At 60.0% G+C, this 18,188-nt stretch carries 13 protein-coding genes and 1 tRNA gene; 11 read left to right on the forward strand and 3 right to left on the reverse strand.

The window, feature by feature from the left end:
• Positions 1-171 precede the first annotated feature (171 nt).
• On the reverse strand, positions 172-1,131 hold the full coding sequence (locus ACM561_RS07225; RefSeq protein ID WP_425909088.1) for a FecR family protein: 960 nt from the start codon (positions 1,129-1,131) through the stop codon (positions 172-174).
• A gap of 64 nt (positions 1,132-1,195) precedes the next feature.
• On the reverse strand, positions 1,196-1,756 hold the full coding sequence (locus ACM561_RS07230; RefSeq protein ID WP_425909090.1) for an RNA polymerase sigma factor: 561 nt from the start codon (positions 1,754-1,756) through the stop codon (positions 1,196-1,198).
• A 204-nt stretch (positions 1,757-1,960) separates the two neighbouring features.
• On the opposite strand from ACM561_RS07230, the gene tuf reads away from it, so the two are divergent.
• From tuf to ACM561_RS07285, 11 genes are all read left to right on the forward strand, one after another.
• On the forward strand, positions 1,961-3,151 hold the full coding sequence (gene tuf / locus ACM561_RS07235) for an elongation factor Tu (RefSeq protein ID WP_425909092.1): 1,191 nt from the start codon (positions 1,961-1,963) through the stop codon (positions 3,149-3,151).
• Positions 3,152-3,287: 136 nt separating this feature from the next.
• Positions 3,288-3,363 (forward strand) — tRNA-Trp (locus tag ACM561_RS07240).
• A gap of 255 nt (positions 3,364-3,618) precedes the next feature.
• Positions 3,619-3,810, forward strand: a complete 192-nt coding sequence (secE, locus tag ACM561_RS07245) for a preprotein translocase subunit SecE (protein ID WP_079446310.1) — start codon at positions 3,619-3,621, stop codon at positions 3,808-3,810.
• A gap of 33 nt (positions 3,811-3,843) precedes the next feature.
• Positions 3,844-4,374 (forward strand): transcription termination/antitermination protein NusG, encoded by a 531-nt coding sequence (gene nusG / locus ACM561_RS07250; protein ID WP_009797155.1) that lies wholly within the window; start codon positions 3,844-3,846, stop codon positions 4,372-4,374.
• A 130-nt stretch (positions 4,375-4,504) separates the two neighbouring features.
• Complete coding sequence (gene rplK, locus ACM561_RS07255) at positions 4,505-4,933, forward strand: 50S ribosomal protein L11 (protein WP_079446311.1); 429 nt, start codon at positions 4,505-4,507, stop codon at positions 4,931-4,933.
• 6 nt (positions 4,934-4,939) lie between these two features.
• Positions 4,940-5,632 (forward strand): 50S ribosomal protein L1, encoded by a 693-nt coding sequence (rplA, locus tag ACM561_RS07260; RefSeq protein WP_079446312.1) that lies wholly within the window; start codon positions 4,940-4,942, stop codon positions 5,630-5,632.
• A gap of 703 nt (positions 5,633-6,335) precedes the next feature.
• On the forward strand, positions 6,336-6,854 hold the full coding sequence (gene rplJ / locus ACM561_RS07265) for a 50S ribosomal protein L10 (protein WP_011510040.1): 519 nt from the start codon (positions 6,336-6,338) through the stop codon (positions 6,852-6,854).
• 54 nt (positions 6,855-6,908) lie between these two features.
• Positions 6,909-7,286: a 50S ribosomal protein L7/L12 gene (gene rplL / locus ACM561_RS07270; protein ID WP_425909096.1), complete on the forward strand. Its 378-nt coding sequence runs from the start codon at positions 6,909-6,911 to the stop codon at positions 7,284-7,286.
• 566 nt (positions 7,287-7,852) lie between these two features.
• A complete protein-coding gene (rpoB, locus tag ACM561_RS07275) occupies positions 7,853-11,986 on the forward strand; it encodes a DNA-directed RNA polymerase subunit beta (RefSeq protein ID WP_425909098.1) in 4,134 nt (1,377 codons plus the stop codon).
• A 154-nt stretch (positions 11,987-12,140) separates the two neighbouring features.
• The gene (rpoC, locus tag ACM561_RS07280; protein WP_425909100.1) at positions 12,141-16,340 is read left to right on the forward strand and encodes a DNA-directed RNA polymerase subunit beta'; all 4,200 of its coding nucleotides are present in this window, start codon (positions 12,141-12,143) and stop codon (positions 16,338-16,340) included.
• Between the two features lie 232 nt (positions 16,341-16,572).
• Positions 16,573-16,830 (forward strand): PilZ domain-containing protein, encoded by a 258-nt coding sequence (locus ACM561_RS07285; protein WP_425909102.1) that lies wholly within the window; start codon positions 16,573-16,575, stop codon positions 16,828-16,830.
• Between the two features lie 149 nt (positions 16,831-16,979).
• On the opposite strand, the gene ACM561_RS07290 is transcribed toward ACM561_RS07285, so the two are convergent.
• Complete coding sequence (locus ACM561_RS07290; protein ID WP_425909104.1) at positions 16,980-18,176, reverse strand: FAD-dependent oxidoreductase; 1,197 nt, start codon at positions 18,174-18,176, stop codon at positions 16,980-16,982.
• Positions 18,177-18,188 lie beyond the last annotated feature (12 nt).

Here is an 18,188-nt window from a genome sequence, read left to right on the forward strand (position 1 = left end):
CGCTCCGCCGGGATGGCGGACAGTCAGCCTTTCAATGGAGTGACGAACGAAGCGAACGCTTTGGGACTCTGGACGATGAGGAAAGTAACTTGGAAGGTTTCAAGTATCGATCGAGCGCCTTGTGACGTCATTGACGTCAAGTCCGCGTGTGACTATGGCAAGGATGGATTTTCAGCCCCGCAGCACGATCAGCGGACCCATCCGGATCACACTAAGTCCCAGAGACTCGCGCAAGAGCGCGAGCGCCGCATCGGTATCGGTGACGTTAAATGTACCGCTGACGCGGCGTGCGGCGAGGTCCGAATTCGATATGATGATACGCCCCGCAAAATGGCGACCTATCTCTGTCACAACGTCGGCCAACAGCGCATTGTCAACCACGAGTTGGCCCCGGCGCCACGCCAGCACGGTATGAGTATCGGCCTGTCGGACATCCTTCACCCTGCCGTCACGGTCATATACGGCCTGCTGGCCCTCGTTCACCCGGACCGCAAGGTCGGCGTGCGTATGAGGGGTGACCGATACAGCATGTTCGGTCACCGTTACTTCCGTTGAGTTCGGATCCAGTCGGACATCGAAGGCCGTCCCGAGCGCGGTCGTCAGCCCGCCGTTCGCCTCGACAACAAACGGACGATTTGTGTCCTTCGCAACCTGGAAGAATGCCTGACCGCGCAGCAATGTTACCGTGCGAGTTTCTGCTGTAAATCGGTAGGAGATGGCGGAAAAGGCGTTGAGCTGAATGGTGGTGCCATCCGCCAGTTCAATGGTCGGCATTTCTCCCGTGCCCGACCTCGCGTTGGCCAGAAGCCGCATCGGGCCGTCGGAATAGACGAAGGCGCCGCCGGCGAGCGCCGCGCCGAGAATCGCGACCGCAAGCGTCTTGGCGACGCGCGGGCGCGGCTTGACTTTGAAGTTCCGTAGGGCCGGATCGTTCAAAATGGCCGTGCGCGCTTCGCCCATCAGCCGCTCTGCCGCCTCGTACGCCGTTCTGTTCTCCTGGCTTCGGTCGAGCCACTCCTCAAATGCGCGACTTTCGTGTGCGCTTTGATTCATGTCGCGATTTTTCAGCACCCAGGCAGCGGCTTCTTCATGTCGTTTGCGGCTTGCCTGCGCTGATTGGTCGGTTGTCATCGCGACTCCTGATCGCTTCTCACCCGTTATTATGGAGACGAGCGAGTCCTCTTGAGAAGGACTCTTACTCGATACCGAGCAGGCGATCGAGGCAATGCGCGAGTGCCCGCCGAAGGTGCCGGTCGACCATATTTCGCGAGATATTGAGCTTTCGCGCGATCTGGTCGGGCTCGAGTCGGTGGAGACGGTGCAGGACGAAAACGGCGCGCCGTCGCGCCGGAAGCTCCGCAATGGCCTCGCGCAACACCGCGAGGCGAGCCTCGACCTCGAGGCCATAATCAGGCGCAGCCGTTTCGGCAGGAACCGCGAGCGCCTCGACCGCTGTTCCTGAAAAAAGGTGCTGCTCAAGCCGCGTCCGGCGCATGCGATCGATGCCGAGGTTGATCGCCGAGCGGCACAGGAAAGCGCATAATGAACGCTTGCCCTTCAGGACCTCGGGCTGTTCGGCAAGTTTGATATAGAGATCGTGGACCACATCCGAGACGAATCCGCGTGCGCAGCCCCGGCGAAGCACCGCCGCCTTGATCTCGGCGTAGTGCGCTTCGATGGCGCGATCCAGAAGGTTGTCGCTGTCAAGAATGCCCGCCGGCGCCACGCTACGATTCCTGTCTGAGAATGCAGGCATATACAGAGACAAATAAGGTGCAGCGCAAGCTCATAACTTTAGATCACATCTAAATCAGTTCCCGCATTCGAAGCGGGATCAGCTCCTCTTGGTCAAGGTCAGACCAGGAAGTCGGTGCGGAATTCGGCTTGAACGGGGGCATTATCCGCAGTAACCCACCCGCGGTTTGATGCCGCCCGTGTGCCGGATCGTAAGGGGTGAGGAATGGCCAAAGCGAAATTTGAACGTAACAAGCCGCATTGCAACATTGGGACGATTGGTCATGTTGATCATGGCAAGACGTCATTGACGGCTGCGATTACGAAGGTTCTGGCGGAGACGGGCGGGGCGACGTTCACGGCGTACGACCAGATTGACAAGGCTCCGGAAGAGAAGGCGCGCGGCATTACGATTTCGACGGCGCATGTGGAGTACGAGACGGCGAACCGTCACTATGCGCATGTCGACTGTCCTGGCCATGCGGACTACGTGAAGAACATGATCACGGGTGCGGCGCAGATGGACGGCGCGATCCTGGTTGTTTCGGCGGCGGACGGCCCGATGCCGCAGACCCGCGAGCACATTCTTCTGGCGCGTCAGGTCGGCGTTCCGGCGCTGGTTGTGTTTTTGAACAAGTGCGACATGGTTGACGATCCGGAGCTGCTCGAGCTGGTTGAGATGGAAGTGCGGGAGCTTTTGTCGAAGTACGAATTTCCGGGCGACGACATTCCGATCGTGAAGGGGTCGGCGCTGGCGGCGCTTGAGAACTCGGACCAGAAGCTTGGCCATGACGCGATTCTGGAACTGATGAAGAACGTCGACGCCTACATTCCGCAGCCGGAGCGACCGATCGATCAGCCGTTCCTGATGCCGGTTGAGGACGTGTTCTCGATTTCGGGACGCGGTACGGTTGTGACGGGCCGGGTGGAGCGCGGGGTTGTCAAGGTCGGCGAGGAAATCGAGATTGTCGGCATCCGCGAGACACAGAAGACGACGGTGACGGGCGTGGAGATGTTCCGCAAGCTTCTGGACCAGGGGCAGGCGGGCGACAACATCGGGGCGTTGTTGCGCGGCACCAAGCGCGAGGACGTGGAGCGCGGCCAGGTTCTGTGCAAGCCGGGTTCGGTGAAGCCGCACACCAAGTTCAAGGCCGAAGCCTATATCCTGACCAAGGAGGAGGGCGGTCGCCACACGCCGTTCTTCACCAACTACCGTCCGCAGTTTTATTTCCGCACCACCGACGTGACGGGTGTTGTGCATCTTCCGGCCGGCACCGAGATGGTGATGCCGGGCGACAACATCGCGATGGAAGTGCATCTGATCGTGCCGATCGCGATGGAGGAGAAGCTGCGCTTCGCCATCCGCGAGGGCGGACGTACCGTCGGAGCAGGCGTCGTCGCCAGCATCATCGAGTAAGGACGCGGAGCGCCGTCAGCGTCGGCCAGAAGGGGTAGCCTCGCAGGAACTCGCGATCCGGGGATTGCTTGCCACTTGCAATCAGGGCGCCCGTCATGCTTGAAACGGCTAGGGTCTGCGGCGACGCGGCCCTCACAGGAGTGTAGCTCAATTGGTAGAGCACCGGTCTCCAAAACCGGGGGTCGCAGGTTCGAGCCCTGCCACTCCTGCCAGTCAATCGTGCACCTCCAATCCACCCCTAAGCATTGTTGCTCAGTAGGACTGCTGACCATCCCTTGACCTTTCCAGCCGCCAGCAGTAGATAGCGGCACCTGCTGTCGGCCCGATTTTACGGACATCCGACGCGGCCATGAATTTCCCGGACAGTCGAGCCCGCTGGGCGACTACCCTCAAAGGAGGAGTGGGCGCGCGAGAGAGTCTGTCCAGACATCCGAAATCAGATCGGCAACGAACGCGGATCATCAACGATGGCTTTCAGCCCGTTCAAATTCCTACAGGAAGTGCGCACCGAGACTGCGAAGGTCACCTGGCCGTCCCGTCGCGAGACCACGGTCACGACGATCATGGTGTTCCTGATGGTGGCGTTGGCGTCGATTTTCTTCTTCTTCACGGATCAGTTAATCCGTTTTTTCATTACGTTCGTCCTGAGTCTTCATTGAAGACACGAGCGACTCGCGCAACGGAACTGAACCATGAGCATGCGCTGGTATATCGTCCACGCCTATTCGAATTTCGAAAAAAAGGTCTCGGAATCGATCCGGGAGCAGGCCAAGCAGCGGGGGCTTGAGGATCTCTTCGAGCAGGTGCTGGTGCCGACCGAGAAGGTCACGGAGGTCCGGCGCGGCCGCAAGGTCGATACCGAGCGCAAGTTCTTCCCGGGTTACGTGCTGGTGAAGATGAACCTCACCGATGAGGCGTTCCATCTCATCAAGAACACCCCGAAAGTCACGGGCTTCCTCGGCGCCGAGAACAAGCCGATGCCGATTTCGGAGGCCGAGGCCATGCGCATCATGCATCAGGTGCAGGAAGGCGTGGAGCGGCCGAAGGCGTCGGTATCGTTCGAGATTGGCGAGAACGTTCGCGTCGCCGACGGCCCGTTCGCGTCGTTCTCCGGCGTGGTGGAGGAAATCGACGAGGCGCGTTCGCGCGTGAAGGTCGCTGTGTCGATTTTCGGTCGCGCAACGCCGGTCGAACTGGAATTCGGTCAGGTCGAGAAGGTCTGATTGGACGAAGAGGCGAAGCTTGCCTTCGCTTTTGAGAGGTCGTGGGAGGAAGAGGGTGGTTGCCAGCCGCTCTTGATCCGAACCACGAAACCTGAAACCGCCGGCCAAGCCGGCACAACAGGAGTGACGCATGGCAAAGAAAGTGACCGGATACCTGAAATTGCAGGTGCCGGCCGGTGCGGCGAATCCGTCGCCACCGATCGGTCCCGCGCTTGGTCAGCGCGGTCTCAACATCATGGAATTCTGCAAGGCGTTCAACGCCCAGACGCAGAAGGAAGAAAAGAATACGCCGATTCCGGTGGTGATCACGATCTATGCCGATCGTTCCTTCACCTTCGAGATGAAGACCCCGCCGATGTCCTACTTCCTCAAGCAGGCGGCAAAAATCCAGTCCGGTTCAAAGGCGCCGGGCCGCGATTCCGCCGGCAAGGTGACCAAGGCGCAGGTGCGCGAGATCGCCGAGAAGAAGATGAAGGACCTCAATTGCGACACCGTCGAATCGGCCATGAGCATGGTCGAGGGCTCTGCCCGCTCGATGGGCCTTCAGGTGGCGGAGTAACGAACCATGGCAACCGGAAAACGTTTGAAGAAGGCTCGCGAAGGCATTGATCGGGAAAAACTTTATCCGATCGCCGAGGCGATCAAGCTGATCAAGGAACGCGCCAAGTCAAAATTCGACGAGACGATCGAGATCGCCATGAATCTCGGCGTCGATCCGCGTCACGCCGACCAGATGGTGCGCGGCGTCGTCAGTCTGCCGAACGGCACCGGCCGCACGCTGCGCGTCGGCGTGTTTGCGCGCGGAGCCAAGGCCGAGGAAGCCAAGGCAGCAGGCGCGGACGTCGTTGGTGCGGAAGATCTGGTTGAGACCGTGCAGGGCGGTACGATCGCATTCGATCGCTGCATCGCCACGCCGGACATGATGCCGCTGGTCGGCCGTCTCGGCAAGGTGCTCGGTCCGCGGGGCATGATGCCGAACCCGAAGATCGGCACGGTGACCATGGATGTCGTCGGCGCCGTGAAGGGTGCCAAGGGCGGTTCGGTGGAATTCCGAGTCGAGAAGGCCGGTATCGTGCAGGCCGGTGTCGGCAAGGCTTCGTTCTCGGAAGAGAAGCTCGTCGAGAACATCAAGGCGTTGGCGGATGCGGTAGCGAAGGCCAAGCCGGCTGGCGCCAAGGGCACCTACATCCAGCGCATTGCAGTGTCCTCGACCATGGGACCGGGCGTCAAGGTCGAGCCGGGAACCGTGCTCGGCTGAGGCCAAGAATCTGCGACAAGCAAGGCGGGATCGGAGTTTTTCGGACCTGCCTTGATTCTTGACCGCGCGGCAGGCGGTCCCGTTGACGTCGGCCGAGTGCGGTGCGAGCTTTTCTGAAGCTGGCCGGAAAATTGCATGATTTAGAACTTGGCAGCGTGGCAAAGATTCGTTAAACACCACGCTCCGGACGTGCTGGCTCTCGCTGGCGCGGCGGTGTTCGCTTCCAAAAACCCAATGAGATTGGAGATCTTTCCTTTCCGCATGTCCATTCGGATGGTTCGGGGAGGACGGGATGCCAGTTTGGCTGGGACGACGGTGCGAGCAGGGGTCTTCGGTCGTCCCGTCAGGGACGGTGCTGTTGATCCCGTCCTGTCCGAGACTGCAGGCGCCGACGGCCGAACGCAAGTTTGTCCAATGGCTTAATTGTATGGCCTGCATAGACGGGTGAAGACCGGGTTTCGCTTTTCATCGCGGCAAGCGGTGGTTGCGAATTGGGTTCGAACCTCGACACCCCGTGCCATCCGGCCGCCAGGCCGTCAGGCGCGGGAGGGCAGGCTACTGAATTGTCGTCGCGCCCGGCGTGTGTCTTGAGGCAGGTGTCTTGTGGGACAAGTGCTTTGGGATCAGGTTTTGGGCGGGACGATGGGTATAACCCGGCGGCCTCAGCCTTGAGACAAAGGTCGCCAAACGGAAAGAGCTTGCTGTGGAACGAGCGGCAAAAAAAGAGGCGGTCGAGGCGCTGAACGAGGTCTTCAAGACCACGGGCGTTGCGGTCGTCGCTCATTATTCCGGCCTTACCGTGGCCCAGATGCAGAAGCTGCGTATGCAGATGAAGCAGGCGGGTGCGTCGGTGAAGGTCTCGAAGAACCGTCTCGCCAAAATTGCTCTTGAAGGCACAGACGTCGTTGCCATCGGCTCCCTGTTGAAGGGACCGACCGTGATCGCGACTTCCAACGATCCGGTGGCGGCGCCGAAGGTTGCCGTCGAATTCGCTAAGACGAATGAAAGCTTCGTCATTCTCGGCGGTTCGATGGGTAAAACCGTTCTGAACGTCGACAGCGTCAAGGCCTTGGCCTCGCTGCCGTCCCTCGATGAACTGCGCGGCAAGCTGGTCGGCCTCCTGGTGGCGCCGGCGACCAAGATCGCTCAGCTCTCGACTGCGCCCGCGGCCAAGCTCGCGCGCGTCGTTCAGGCCTATGCCTCAAAGAGTGAAGCGGCGTGAGGCCCTTCGCAAGTTGAATCTGGTTCGAACCGAATACGTTAAAGGAACACATCGATGGCTGATCTGCAGAAGATTGTTGATGACCTCTCGGCGCTGACCGTGCTCGAGGCTGCCGAACTGGCGAAGCTGCTTGAAGAAAAGTGGGGCGTGTCGGCGGCTGCCGCGGTTGCGGTTGCGGCGGCGCCGGGCGCCGGCGGTGGCGCTCCGGCCGCTGAAGAGAAGACCGAATTTACTGTCGTGCTCGCCTCGGCCGGTGACAAGAAGATCGAGGTCATCAAGGAGGTTCGCGCCATCACCGGGCTCGGCCTCAAGGAAGCCAAGGATCTGGTCGAAGGTGCACCGAAACCCGTCAAGGACGGCGTTGCCAAGGACGAAGCCGAGAAAATCAAGGCGCAGCTTGAGAAGGCCGGCGCCAAGGTTGAGCTTAAGTAACTGCAGTTCTTTGAGCGAGATCCGGTTTTCGTCGTCAGTTTGGCGAGCGTCAACGAGACCCGGAGATCGCCTTGCCAAAGGCGTGGATGGCCGGGACGGCCTCGCCACAACGGAGGCGGTAAGTTGTAACGAGAATTTCCGGATGGACGCGGTCGGAATCGCGCTCCATCCGGGCGCAACTGCCAAGCTTTGCTCTGGCCGGTTGTACACAGAAAAGTGTGGAGATTCAGGGGGGCGTCCCTCGAATCTCCACGATTGCCATCCCATATCGGGACGGCAGCACGAAAGCGCAGCATATGGCGGGAACGGCGGCGTTCTCTCATAAGCTGTTGGGAGAGCAGCGATTTCGGGCTTTTTCGGTCCGTTTGGATATGTTTTTGACGGGCGGGTGCATCCCTGCACCTCGCGCGTCGTTTTGCGTTCTGCGAGCCTGGCGTTCCAGTTCAGGATTTAAGTCCTGACATATGCGTGCCGCTCTTGAGAGCGTTCCGAGATTCACCCTGGAGGCGATGTCAATCGCGCTTCGGAAGGTTCGCCCCTCACGGGCGACGACATGAGAGGCCACGATGGTGCAGCAGACGTTCACCGGTCGCAAGCGGGTTCGCAAGTTCTTCGGGCATATCCGGGAAGTCGCCGAGATGCCAAACCTGATCGAGGTTCAGAAGGCGTCCTACGACCAGTTCCTGATGGTCGCCGAACCGGAAGGTGGCCGGCTCGACGAGGGCTTGCAGGCGGTTTTCAAATCCGTGTTTCCGATTAACGACTTTTCGGGCACGTCGCAGCTCGAATTCGTGCGCTACGAATTCGAGGCGCCGAAATATGACGTCGACGAGTGCCGCCAGCGCGGCATGACCTATGCCGCGCCGCTGAAGGTGACGCTCCGCCTCATCGTATTCGATATCGACGAGGAAACCGCTGCGAAGTCCGTGAAGGACATCAAGGAGCAGGACGTCTACATGGGCGACATTCCGCTCATGACAATGAACGGCACCTTCGTCGTCAACGGCACCGAGCGCGTCATCGTCTCGCAGATGCATCGGTCGCCCGGCGTGTTCTTCGATCACGACAAGGGCAAGACTCATTCGTCGGGCAAGTTGCTGTTCGCAGCGCGCGTCATTCCCTATCGCGGCTCGTGGCTCGACATCGAGTTCGATGCCAAGGACATCGTGTTCGCGCGCATCGACCGTCGCCGCAAAATTCCGGTGACGTCGCTGATGTTCGCCCTCGGCCTCGATGGCGAGGAAATCCTCAGCACGTTCTACAAAAAGATCATTTACAAGCGCGCGAAATCCGGCGGCAATTCAGACGGCTGGCGCGTGCCCTATGATCCGGTTCGCTTCCGCGGTTATTCGACGCTGAACGACCTGATCGACGCTGATACCGGCAAGGTCGTGCTCGAGGCCGGTAAGAAATTTACGGTTCGCGCTGCGCGCCAGCTCCAGGAGAAGGGGCTGAAGGCACTGCGCATGAGCGACGACGATTTGGTCGGCATGTATCTCGCCGAGGATCTCGTCAATCCCAAAACCGGTGAGATCTACGCCGAAGCCGGCGAGGAAATCACCGAGAAGTCGCTGAAGGGGCTGAACGAGCACGGCTATAAGGAATTGCCGCTGCTCGACATCGACCATATCAACGTCGGTCCTTACATCCGCAATACGCTCAGCGCTGACAAGAACATGACGCGGGAGGACGCGCTGTTCGACATCTACCGGGTGATGCGTCCGGGTGAGCCGCCGACGCTGGAGTCGGCGCAGAACATGTTCCAGTCGCTGTTCTTCGACGCCGAGCGCTACGATCTGTCCGCCGTGGGCCGCGTCAAGATGAACATGCGCCTCGATCTTGATGCGCCGGACACGTATCGCACGCTGCGCAAGGAAGACATCCTTGCGGTCATCAAGACGCTAGTCGACCTGCGCGACGGCAGGGGTGAGATCGATGATATCGACCACCTTGGCAACCGTCGCGTGCGCTCGGTCGGTGAACTGATGGAAAACCAGTATCGCGTCGGTCTGTTGCGGATGGAGCGAGCCATCAAGGAGCGGATGTCCTCCGTCGACATTGACACCGTGATGCCGCAGGATCTTATCAACGCGAAACCCGCGGCTGCTGCGGTGCGCGAGTTCTTCGGATCGTCGCAACTCTCGCAGTTCATGGATCAGACCAACCCGCTCTCGGAGATCACCCACAAGCGCCGCCTGTCGGCGCTCGGGCCGGGTGGTCTGACACGCGAACGCGCGGGCTTCGAGGTGCGCGACGTGCATCCGACGCACTACGGCCGCATTTGCCCGATCGAAACGCCGGAAGGTCCGAACATCGGCCTTATTAACTCGCTCGCGACGTTCGCGCGCGTCAACAAATACGGTTTCGTCGAGACACCGTATCGCAAGGTGAAGGATGGCCGCGTCACCGACGAGGTGGTCTATCTCTCGGCGATGGAGGAGGGCCGCTATCACGTCGCGCAGGCTAACCTGCCGCTCGACAACCGCGGCCGTTTCACTGAAGACCTCGTGGTCTGCCGTCATGCCGGCGAGGTGCTGCCGGTGACGCCGGACAAGGTCGACTTCATGGACGTCTCGCCGAAGCAGCTCGTCTCGGTCGCCGCGGCGCTCATTCCGTTCCTCGAGAACGACGACGCCAACCGCGCGCTGATGGGTTCGAACATGCAGCGTCAGGCGGTGCCGCTGGTGCGCGCCGAGGCGCCGTTCGTCGGTACCGGCATGGAAGGCGTGGTCGCCCGGGACTCGGGTGCCGCGATCGCCGCGCGCCGCTCGGGCGTGATCGATCAGATCGACGCCACCCGCGTTGTTATCCGCGCGACGGAAGATCTCGACCCGACCAAGTCGGGTGTCGATATCTACCGTCTCATGAAGTACCAGCGTTCGAACCAATCGACCTGCATCAATCAGCGTCCATTGGTGAAGGTCGGCGATATCGTCAAAAAGGGCGACATCATCGCGGACGGCCCGTCCACCGATCTTGGCGAACTCGCGCTCGGCCGCAACGTGCTGGTCGCGTTCATGCCGTGGAATGGCTACAACTTCGAAGACTCGATCCTGCTCTCGGAGCGGATCGTCAAGGAAGACGTCTTCACCTCGATCCATATCGAGGAGTTCGAAGTGATGGCCCGCGACACCAAGCTGGGTCCCGAGGAAATCACCCGCGACATTCCGAACGTTTCGGAAGAGGCGCTGAAGAACCTCGACGAAGCCGGCATCGTCTACATTGGCGCAGAGGTCCGCGCCGGCGACATCCTGGTCGGCAAGATCACGCCGAAGGGCGAAAGCCCGATGACCCCGGAAGAAAAGCTGTTGCGCGCGATCTTCGGCGAGAAGGCTTCCGACGTTCGCGATACCAGCTTGCGCGTGCCTCCGGGCGTGCAGGGCACGATTGTCGAGGTCCGCGTCTTTAACCGCCACGGTGTCGACAAGGATGAGCGTGCGCTGGCAATTGAGCGGGAAGAAATCGAGCGTCTTGCCAAGGACCGCGACGACGAGCAGGCGATTCTCGACCGCAACGTCTACGGCCGCCTCGCTGATCTGCTCGAAAACCGTCAGGGCATTGCCGGCCCGAAGGGCTTCAAGAAGGATACCAAGATCACCAAGTCGGTGCTCGAGGAATATCCGAAATCGCAGTGGTGGCTGTTCGCATCGCCAAATGACAAGCTGATGGCCGAGATCGAGGCCATGCGGAAGCAGTACGACGAGTCGAAGAAGGGCCTCGAGCAGCGCTTCCTCGACAAGGTCGAAAAGCTGCAGCGTGGTGACGAGTTGCCGCCCGGTGTGATGAAGATGGTCAAGGTCTTCGTCGCCGTGAAGCGTAAGATTCAGCCTGGCGACAAGATGGCTGGTCGTCATGGCAACAAGGGTGTGGTCTCGAAGATCGTTCCGATCGAGGACATGCCGTTCCTCGAGGATGGCACCCACGCCGACATCGTGCTGAACCCGCTCGGCGTGCCCTCGCGCATGAACGTCGGTCAGATTCTCGAAACCCACCTCGGCTGGGCATGTGCCGGCCTTGGCAGGCGGATCGGACAGGCCGTCGATGCCTATCTCGCGAGCGCGAAGCAGGAAACCAAGCCGCTGAAGGAGACCCTCAAGAAGGTCTATGGCGACAACGAGACTATCAAATCGCTCAACGATCATGAACTCGTTGAGCTCGGCCGCAATCTGAGCCGCGGCGTTCCGATCGCAACGCCGGTGTTCGACGGCGCCAAGGAAACCGATATCGAGCAGATGCTTGAGCTCGCTGGCATGGACAGGTCAGGCCAATCAACCGTTTACGACGGGAGGACCGGCGACTCGTTCGATCGTAAGGTAACGGTGGGCTACATCTACATGCTCAAGTTGCACCACCTTGTTGATGACAAGATCCACGCGCGCTCGATCGGACCTTACTCGCTCGTCACCCAGCAGCCGCTGGGCGGCAAGGCGCAGTTCGGCGGTCAGCGTTTCGGCGAAATGGAGGTGTGGGCCCTCGAGGCTTACGGCGCGGCGTACACGCTCCAGGAAATGCTGACGGTGAAGTCGGACGACGTTGCGGGCCGCACCAAGGTCTATGAGGCCATCGTGCGAGGCGACGATACCTTCGAGGCAGGCATTCCGGAATCGTTCAACGTGCTGGTCAAGGAAATGCGCTCACTGGGCCTGAATGTCGATCTGCACAACTCCAAAGTCGGCGGCATGTCCGAAGCGGCCGAGTAGCAGTTTGAGAACGCCTATTCCCGGCGCGGCGCATCGCGAGGCGTCGTAAAACCGGGACCGCAACGAATTCCGCGGACCGTGGAGGTTCCGGATCGGCAGCGCACCGGATCTCGGCTCGCGCAGCATCCGGAACGCGGCCGTCGAGGAGAAGACCATGAACCAAGAAATAATGAATTTATTCAATCCGACGACACCGGCCCAGGTCTTCGACCAGATCCGGATTTCGATCGCGTCGCCGGAGAAAATTTTGTCGTGGTCCTACGGCGAGATCAAAAAGCCGGAGACGATCAACTACCGCACGTTCAAGCCGGAGCGTGACGGCCTGTTCTGCGCGCGCATCTTCGGTCCGATCAAGGACTACGAGTGCCTGTGCGGCAAGTACAAGCGGATGAAATACAAGGGCATCATCTGCGAGAAGTGCTCGGTCGAAGTGACGCTATCGCGCGTGCGCCGCGAGCGCATGGGTCATATCGAGCTGGCCGCACCCGTTGCCCACATATGGTTTCTGAAGTCGCTGCCCTCCCGCATCGGCCTTTTGCTCGACATGACGCTGAAGGATCTCGAGCGCATTCTCTATTTCGAATACTACGTCGTTCTGGAGCCTGGTCTTACTGCGCTCAAGGACCGTCAGTTGCTGTCGGAAGAGGAATACCTTCGCGCGCAGGATGAATACGGTCAGGACAGCTTTACTGCCATGATCGGCGCCGAAGCGATACGCGAACTGCTGAAGGGCCTTGAACTCGAGAGGCTTGAGGCGGAACTGCGCGCGGAGATGCAGGCGACTGAGTCAGATATCAAGCACAAGAAGCTCGCCAAGCGCCTGAAGATCGTCGAAGCCTTCCGCTTCTCCGGCAACAAGCCGGAGTGGATGATCCTCACCGTGGTGCCGGTGATTCCGCCGGACTTGCGTCCACTGGTGCCACTCGACGGCGGCCGCTTCGCCACGTCCGACCTCAACGATCTGTATCGTCGCGTCATCAACCGCAACAACCGGCTGAAGCGGCTGATGGAGCTGCGTGCGCCTGACATCATCATCCGTAACGAGAAGCGAATGCTTCAGGAAGCGGTTGATGCGCTGTTCGACAACGGCCGGCGCGGCCGCGTCATCACTGGCGCAAACAAGCGGCCGCTCAAGTCGCTTGCCGACATGCTAAAGGGCAAGCAGGGGCGCTTCCGGCAGAACTTGCTCGGCAAGCGGGTCGATTATTCCGGCCGCTCCGTCATTGTCGTCGGTCCCGAACTGAAGCTGCACCAGTGCGGTTTGCCGAAGAAGATGGCGCTGGAACTGTTCAAGCCTTTCATCTATTCGCGGCTCGATGCCAAGGGTCTGTCTACGACCGTGAAGCAGGCAAAGAAGCTCGTTGAAAAGGAACGTCCCGAGGTCTGGGATATTCTCGATGAGGTCATTCGTGAACACCCGGTGCTCCTGAATCGTGCGCCGACGCTTCACCGGCTCGGTATTCAGGCGTTCGAGCCGGTTCTAATCGAGGGCAAGGCCATTCAGCTTCATCCGCTGGTTTGCGCCGCCTTCAACGCCGACTTCGATGGCGACCAGATGGCCGTCCACGTTCCGCTTTCGCTCGAGGCGCAGCTAGAGGCGCGCGTGCTGATGATGTCGACCAACAACATCCTGCACCCGGCGAACGGTCAGCCGATCATCGTTCCCAGCCAGGACATCGTGCTCGGTCTTTACTATCTTTCGATCATGCGTGAGGGCTTGCCCGGTGAGGGCAAGGTGTTTGGCGATATGGCCGAGCTGGAGCATGCGCTGCATTCCCGTGTCATCCATCTTCATAGCAAGATCAAGTATCGCTGGGATGTGATCAGCGAGGATGGTGAACCCGTAAAGCGTCTGATTGAAACCACTGCCGGCCGCGTCATGCTCGGCCAGGTGCTGCCGAAGTCGCCGAAGATCTCGTTCGACGTCATCAACAAGCTGATGACCAAGCGCGAAATCTCCGGTGTGATCGATCAAGTCTATCGCCACTGTGGTCAGAAGGAGACGGTGATCTTCTGCGACCGGATCATGGCGCTCGGCTTCTACAATGCGTTCAAGGCCGGCATCTCCTTCGGTAAGGACGACATGGTGGTCCCGCATGGGAAGTGGAAGATCGTCGACACCACGCGTACGCTGGCGAAGGATTTCGAGCAGCAGTACAATGATGGTCTGATCACGCATGGCGAGAAGTACAACAAGGTCGTTGACGCATGGTCCAAGGCGACGGAGGAAATCGCCAAGGAGATGATGAAGGAAATTTCTTCGACCAAGAAGGATGCCAAGGGCGTCGAGGCCCAGATCAACTCGATTTACATGATGGCACATTCCGGCGCGCGAGGTTCGCCCGCCCAGATGCGTCAGCTCGCCGGCATGCGCGGCCTGATGGCGAAGCCGTCGGGCGAGATCATCGAGACGCCGATCATTTCCAACTTTAAGGAGGGGTTGTCGGTTCTCGAATATTTCAACTCAACCCATGGCGCTCGCAAGGGTCTCGCAGACACCGCGTTGAAGACCGCAAATTCGGGCTATTTGACCCGCCGTCTGGTCGACGTCGCGCAGGACTGCATCATCACCCAGGACGACTGCGGCACCAAGCTCGGCATCAAGATGCGCGCTATCGTCGATGCCGGCACGGTGGTGGCGTCACTCGGATCGCGCATCCTGGGCCGCACGGCCTGCGATGACATCCGTGATGCCGCGAACAACAAGGTGGTAGTCAAGCGTAACACCTTGATGGAAGAAAGCCATGTCGATCAGATCTCCCGGGCCGGTATCCAGGAAGTCAAGATCCGCTCGGCCCTGACTTGCGAACTGGTCAACGGCATCTGCGGCAAGTGCTACGGTCGTGATCTGGCTCGCGGCACGCCCGTTAATCACGGCGAGGCTGTCGGCGTCATCGCGGCGCAGTCGATTGGCGAGCCTGGCACGCAGCTCACGATGCGCACGTTCCATATCGGTGGCGCTGCGCAGATCAACGAGCAGTCGGTGATCGAGTCGAACTTCGACGGCAAGATCACGTTCAGGAACAGGGCGATCGCAAGAAACGGCGAAGGTAATCTGGTTGCGATGGTGCGTAACATGGTTGTCGCCGTTGTCGATGCGGACGGCACTGAACGCGCAACTCACCGCATCCAATACGGCGCGCGCATGCACGTTGACGAAGGTGACATGGTCAAGCGCGGCCAGCGTATCGCCGAGTGGGATCCCTACACCCGGCCGATTTTGACAGAGCTTGAGGGTACTATCGGATTCGAGGATTTGGTCGAAGGTCAGTCGATCTCCGAAACGCTCGACGAATCCACTGGTATTGCCAAGCGCATCGTCATCGACTGGCGCGGCACACGCGGCGGCGCGGATCTTCGTCCGGCTATCGTGATCAAGGGCAAGGACGGCAAGGTGCTGAAGTTGCCCCGTGGCGGCGACGCCCGTTACATGCTGTCGGTCGATGCCATTCTGTCGGTCGACGTTGGCGCCAAGGTGAAACCCGGCGACATCCTGGCGCGTATCTCGACCGAGAGCGCCAAGACCCGCGACATCACCGGCGGTCTGCCGCGAGTGGCCGAACTGTTCGAGGCTCGCAGGCCGAAGGATGCGGCAATCATCGCGGAAATCGCCGGCACCATCCGGTTCGGCCGCGATTACAAGAACAAGCGCCGCATCTCGATAGAGCCGGTCGACAAGGACGAGGAGACCCGCGAGTACCTTATTCCGAAAGGCAAGCACATCCATCTGCAGGATGGTGACATCGTCGAGAAGGGCGATTTTATCGTCGATGGCAATCCCGCGCCGCACGACATCCTGGCGATCAAGGGCATCGAGGAACTCGCTGCCTATCTGGTCAACGAAATCCAGGAAGTCTACCGCTTGCAAGGCGTGCTCATCAACGACAAGCACATCGAGGTGATTGTCCGTCAGATGCTTCAAAAGGTCGAGATTACCGATCAGGGCGAGACCGACATGATCTCGGGCGAGCAAATCGACAAGATCGAGTTCGACCGGCTCAACCTCAAGGCTAAGGAAGAGGGTAAGAAGATCGCCACGGGAACGCCGGTTCTGCTCGGCATCACCAAGGCCAGCCTGCAAACACGCTCGTTCTTCTCGGCGGCGTCATTCCAGGAAACCACGCGCGTGCTCACCGAGGCTGCCGTCAACGGCAAGGTGGACCCGCTCGAGGGCCTGAAGGAAAACGTCATTGTGGGTCGACTCATTCCGGCAGGTACCGGCGCGTCGATGGCCAAGATCCGCGAAGTTGCGGTCAAGCGCGACAAGCTGATTCTCGACGAGCGCGAAAAACAGGCGACGATCGTGCCGTCCGCGCCGGAGGCCGAACCGCTGGCACTACCGCCGGCAGAGTAGGCATCGGCTGATCTCAGATGAAAAGGGCCGGTGCAAGCCGGCCTTTTTTCGTTGTGCCGCATCAGGCAACCGTTCGCGCAATCTCGCTGCTTTCCGAAATGGAAACAGTTTATGCGGTCAGCGTGAGGAAAAATTAATTTCAAGTTTAGCTAATCGGTCTTTCCGCGAGGCATTTATCTCTCCGCCGAGGCGAAATGATATACTGCGCGCAGATGGTGCGCTGGAGTGCAGGATGATGATCGCCGCAAGAAAACGGGTAGCCCGCAAGTCGGTCCGGCAATCGGCCTGGATCACTCTGGACGGCGGTTTTGCCGCAAGGCCGTGCGTCGTGCTCGACCTCTCGGCTGGGGGCGCCAAGATTACTGTCGATGACGCTGGCGCTGTACCGAGCGTTTTCCGGTTGGCTTTCTCCCGCGACGCTAGAGAAGGGCACTCGTGCAAGGTGGTGTGGCGACGCCAGGGGACGCTTGGCGTCAGGTTCATTCGCTGAAATTTCGAAGTCCCGCTCTCAAGGAGATGACCAGAGTCTGTCACCGCTTCATGGAAACGGTGAAACACTCTATCTTTTGATTTGACGCGTTTTCTTCGCGCGAACCGATTCCAGTTCGCTCGAAAACGCTATAGCCCGGTCTAAGGCCCTTACGCCAATCCCCCTTCTTGTGATTCCGGGCGCGGCGGTGATGGGGATGGCCGCATGTTGGATCTGTTCATCGGTCTGGTCAGGCCCAGAGCCAGACGCCCAATGAAGCGCGCCCATCGGCGTGCGCGCCAGGTCGGCCCATTGTCGATAGATAGCGAACGAAGATGCCAGGCTTTCGCCGCCGACCATTCATCACACTCCATCTTGACGGGATCGTCGTAGAAGGTCTCGATCTTGACGCGATCCATGCCTTCGGTCGAGAGCCAGTGCGGAATGTGGACATTGCAGAGTCGTTCGACGTCGGTAAACACCTTGTCGGTACCGGTGCCTGCGGCGGGGCACGAGGTCGCGAAAGCGTCACCGACGAGAGCGACCCCGGCCTGCCGATGATTTTCCGTAACATACAAATCTGCCGGTCTGATCTTGATCGGTCCGCTAACTTTGAAACCTCCGGTCATACGGTCGAGGCGGGGCATGACCGCGCGCATCGTCGCCTCGGGGTTGTTACGGAATTCGCGAAACCAGATGTCGTCGATTGGCCGATAGACCATCATGTTGGCCCGCATGGTATTGCCGATCGGAAACAGGGAGAGATAGGCCATCCGCGCGCCAGAGCGTTTCGGCCAATATGTCAGGGCCGGGAAGGGAAACGCCGATAGATCGACCGGCACGACGTTGAAGCCGAGCGTCACGGAATGACATTCGCTGACGACGCGACGCCTGAGGCCGAGCAGATGACGCAGGCTGACGCTAAGACCGTTCGCAAGCACGATCAGGCGCGCAGAAATTATTTCTCCATCGGCCAGCACCAGGCGCTGGCGTTCGTCGCTCGTGGCGACCTCGACGACTTTCGTGTTTAGGATCTCGACGTTGGGCGAGATTTGTGCGCGCATGGCATTGACGAGAGTGTCGTACATTACGCCGTGCTGGTCGCTTGGCTTTTTCGCCACCACAAAACCGAACCGCGCTTCCCAGATCTCGCCATCAATGGTCGTCGCCCGCAGTATTTCTTCCCCAAGCCCTGTCCTGCGTAGTCGTGGAAGTTGAGTGCCGCCGAGCTTTTCGCAGCGCAGGTCGGGCGGATACGTCATATGTGGATCAATCATGATCGCAGGGATGCCTGCACGGCCCAGCATCGCGGCGGTGGTCGAGCCGGCCAGTCCGCCGCCAACGATCGCAACATCCGTATAGCGCATGGATTGGTCCTC

The organism is Nitrobacter sp. TKz-YC02, assembly GCF_049852135.1.
Taxonomy (GTDB): Bacteria; Pseudomonadota; Alphaproteobacteria; order Rhizobiales; family Xanthobacteraceae; genus Nitrobacter; species Nitrobacter vulgaris.

What these genes read in the sequence shown, in the direction of transcription:
- tuf (WP_425909092.1), top strand. Translation starts at nt 1,961, where the DNA reads ATGGCCAAAGCGAAATTTGAACGTAACAAGCCGCATTGCAACATTGGG.
- ACM561_RS07290 (WP_425909104.1), bottom strand. Translation starts at nt 18,176, where the DNA reads ATGCGCTATACGGATGTTGCGATCGTTGGCGGCGGACTGGCCGGCTCG.
- ACM561_RS07230 (WP_425909090.1), bottom strand. Translation starts at nt 1,756, where the DNA reads ATGCCTGCATTCTCAGACAGGAATCGTAGCGTGGCGCCGGCGGGCATT.
- rplA (WP_079446312.1), top strand. Translation starts at nt 4,940, where the DNA reads ATGGCAACCGGAAAACGTTTGAAGAAGGCTCGCGAAGGCATTGATCGG.
- secE (WP_079446310.1), top strand. Translation starts at nt 3,619, where the DNA reads ATGGCTTTCAGCCCGTTCAAATTCCTACAGGAAGTGCGCACCGAGACT.
- ACM561_RS07225 (WP_425909088.1), bottom strand. Translation starts at nt 1,131, where the DNA reads ATGACAACCGACCAATCAGCGCAGGCAAGCCGCAAACGACATGAAGAA.
- rplK (WP_079446311.1), top strand. Translation starts at nt 4,505, where the DNA reads ATGGCAAAGAAAGTGACCGGATACCTGAAATTGCAGGTGCCGGCCGGT.
- nusG (WP_009797155.1), top strand. Translation starts at nt 3,844, where the DNA reads ATGAGCATGCGCTGGTATATCGTCCACGCCTATTCGAATTTCGAAAAA.
- ACM561_RS07285 (WP_425909102.1), top strand. Translation starts at nt 16,573, where the DNA reads ATGATGATCGCCGCAAGAAAACGGGTAGCCCGCAAGTCGGTCCGGCAA.
- rplL (WP_425909096.1), top strand. Translation starts at nt 6,909, where the DNA reads ATGGCTGATCTGCAGAAGATTGTTGATGACCTCTCGGCGCTGACCGTG.
- rpoC (WP_425909100.1), top strand. Translation starts at nt 12,141, where the DNA reads ATGAACCAAGAAATAATGAATTTATTCAATCCGACGACACCGGCCCAG.
- rpoB (WP_425909098.1), top strand. Translation starts at nt 7,853, where the DNA reads ATGGTGCAGCAGACGTTCACCGGTCGCAAGCGGGTTCGCAAGTTCTTC.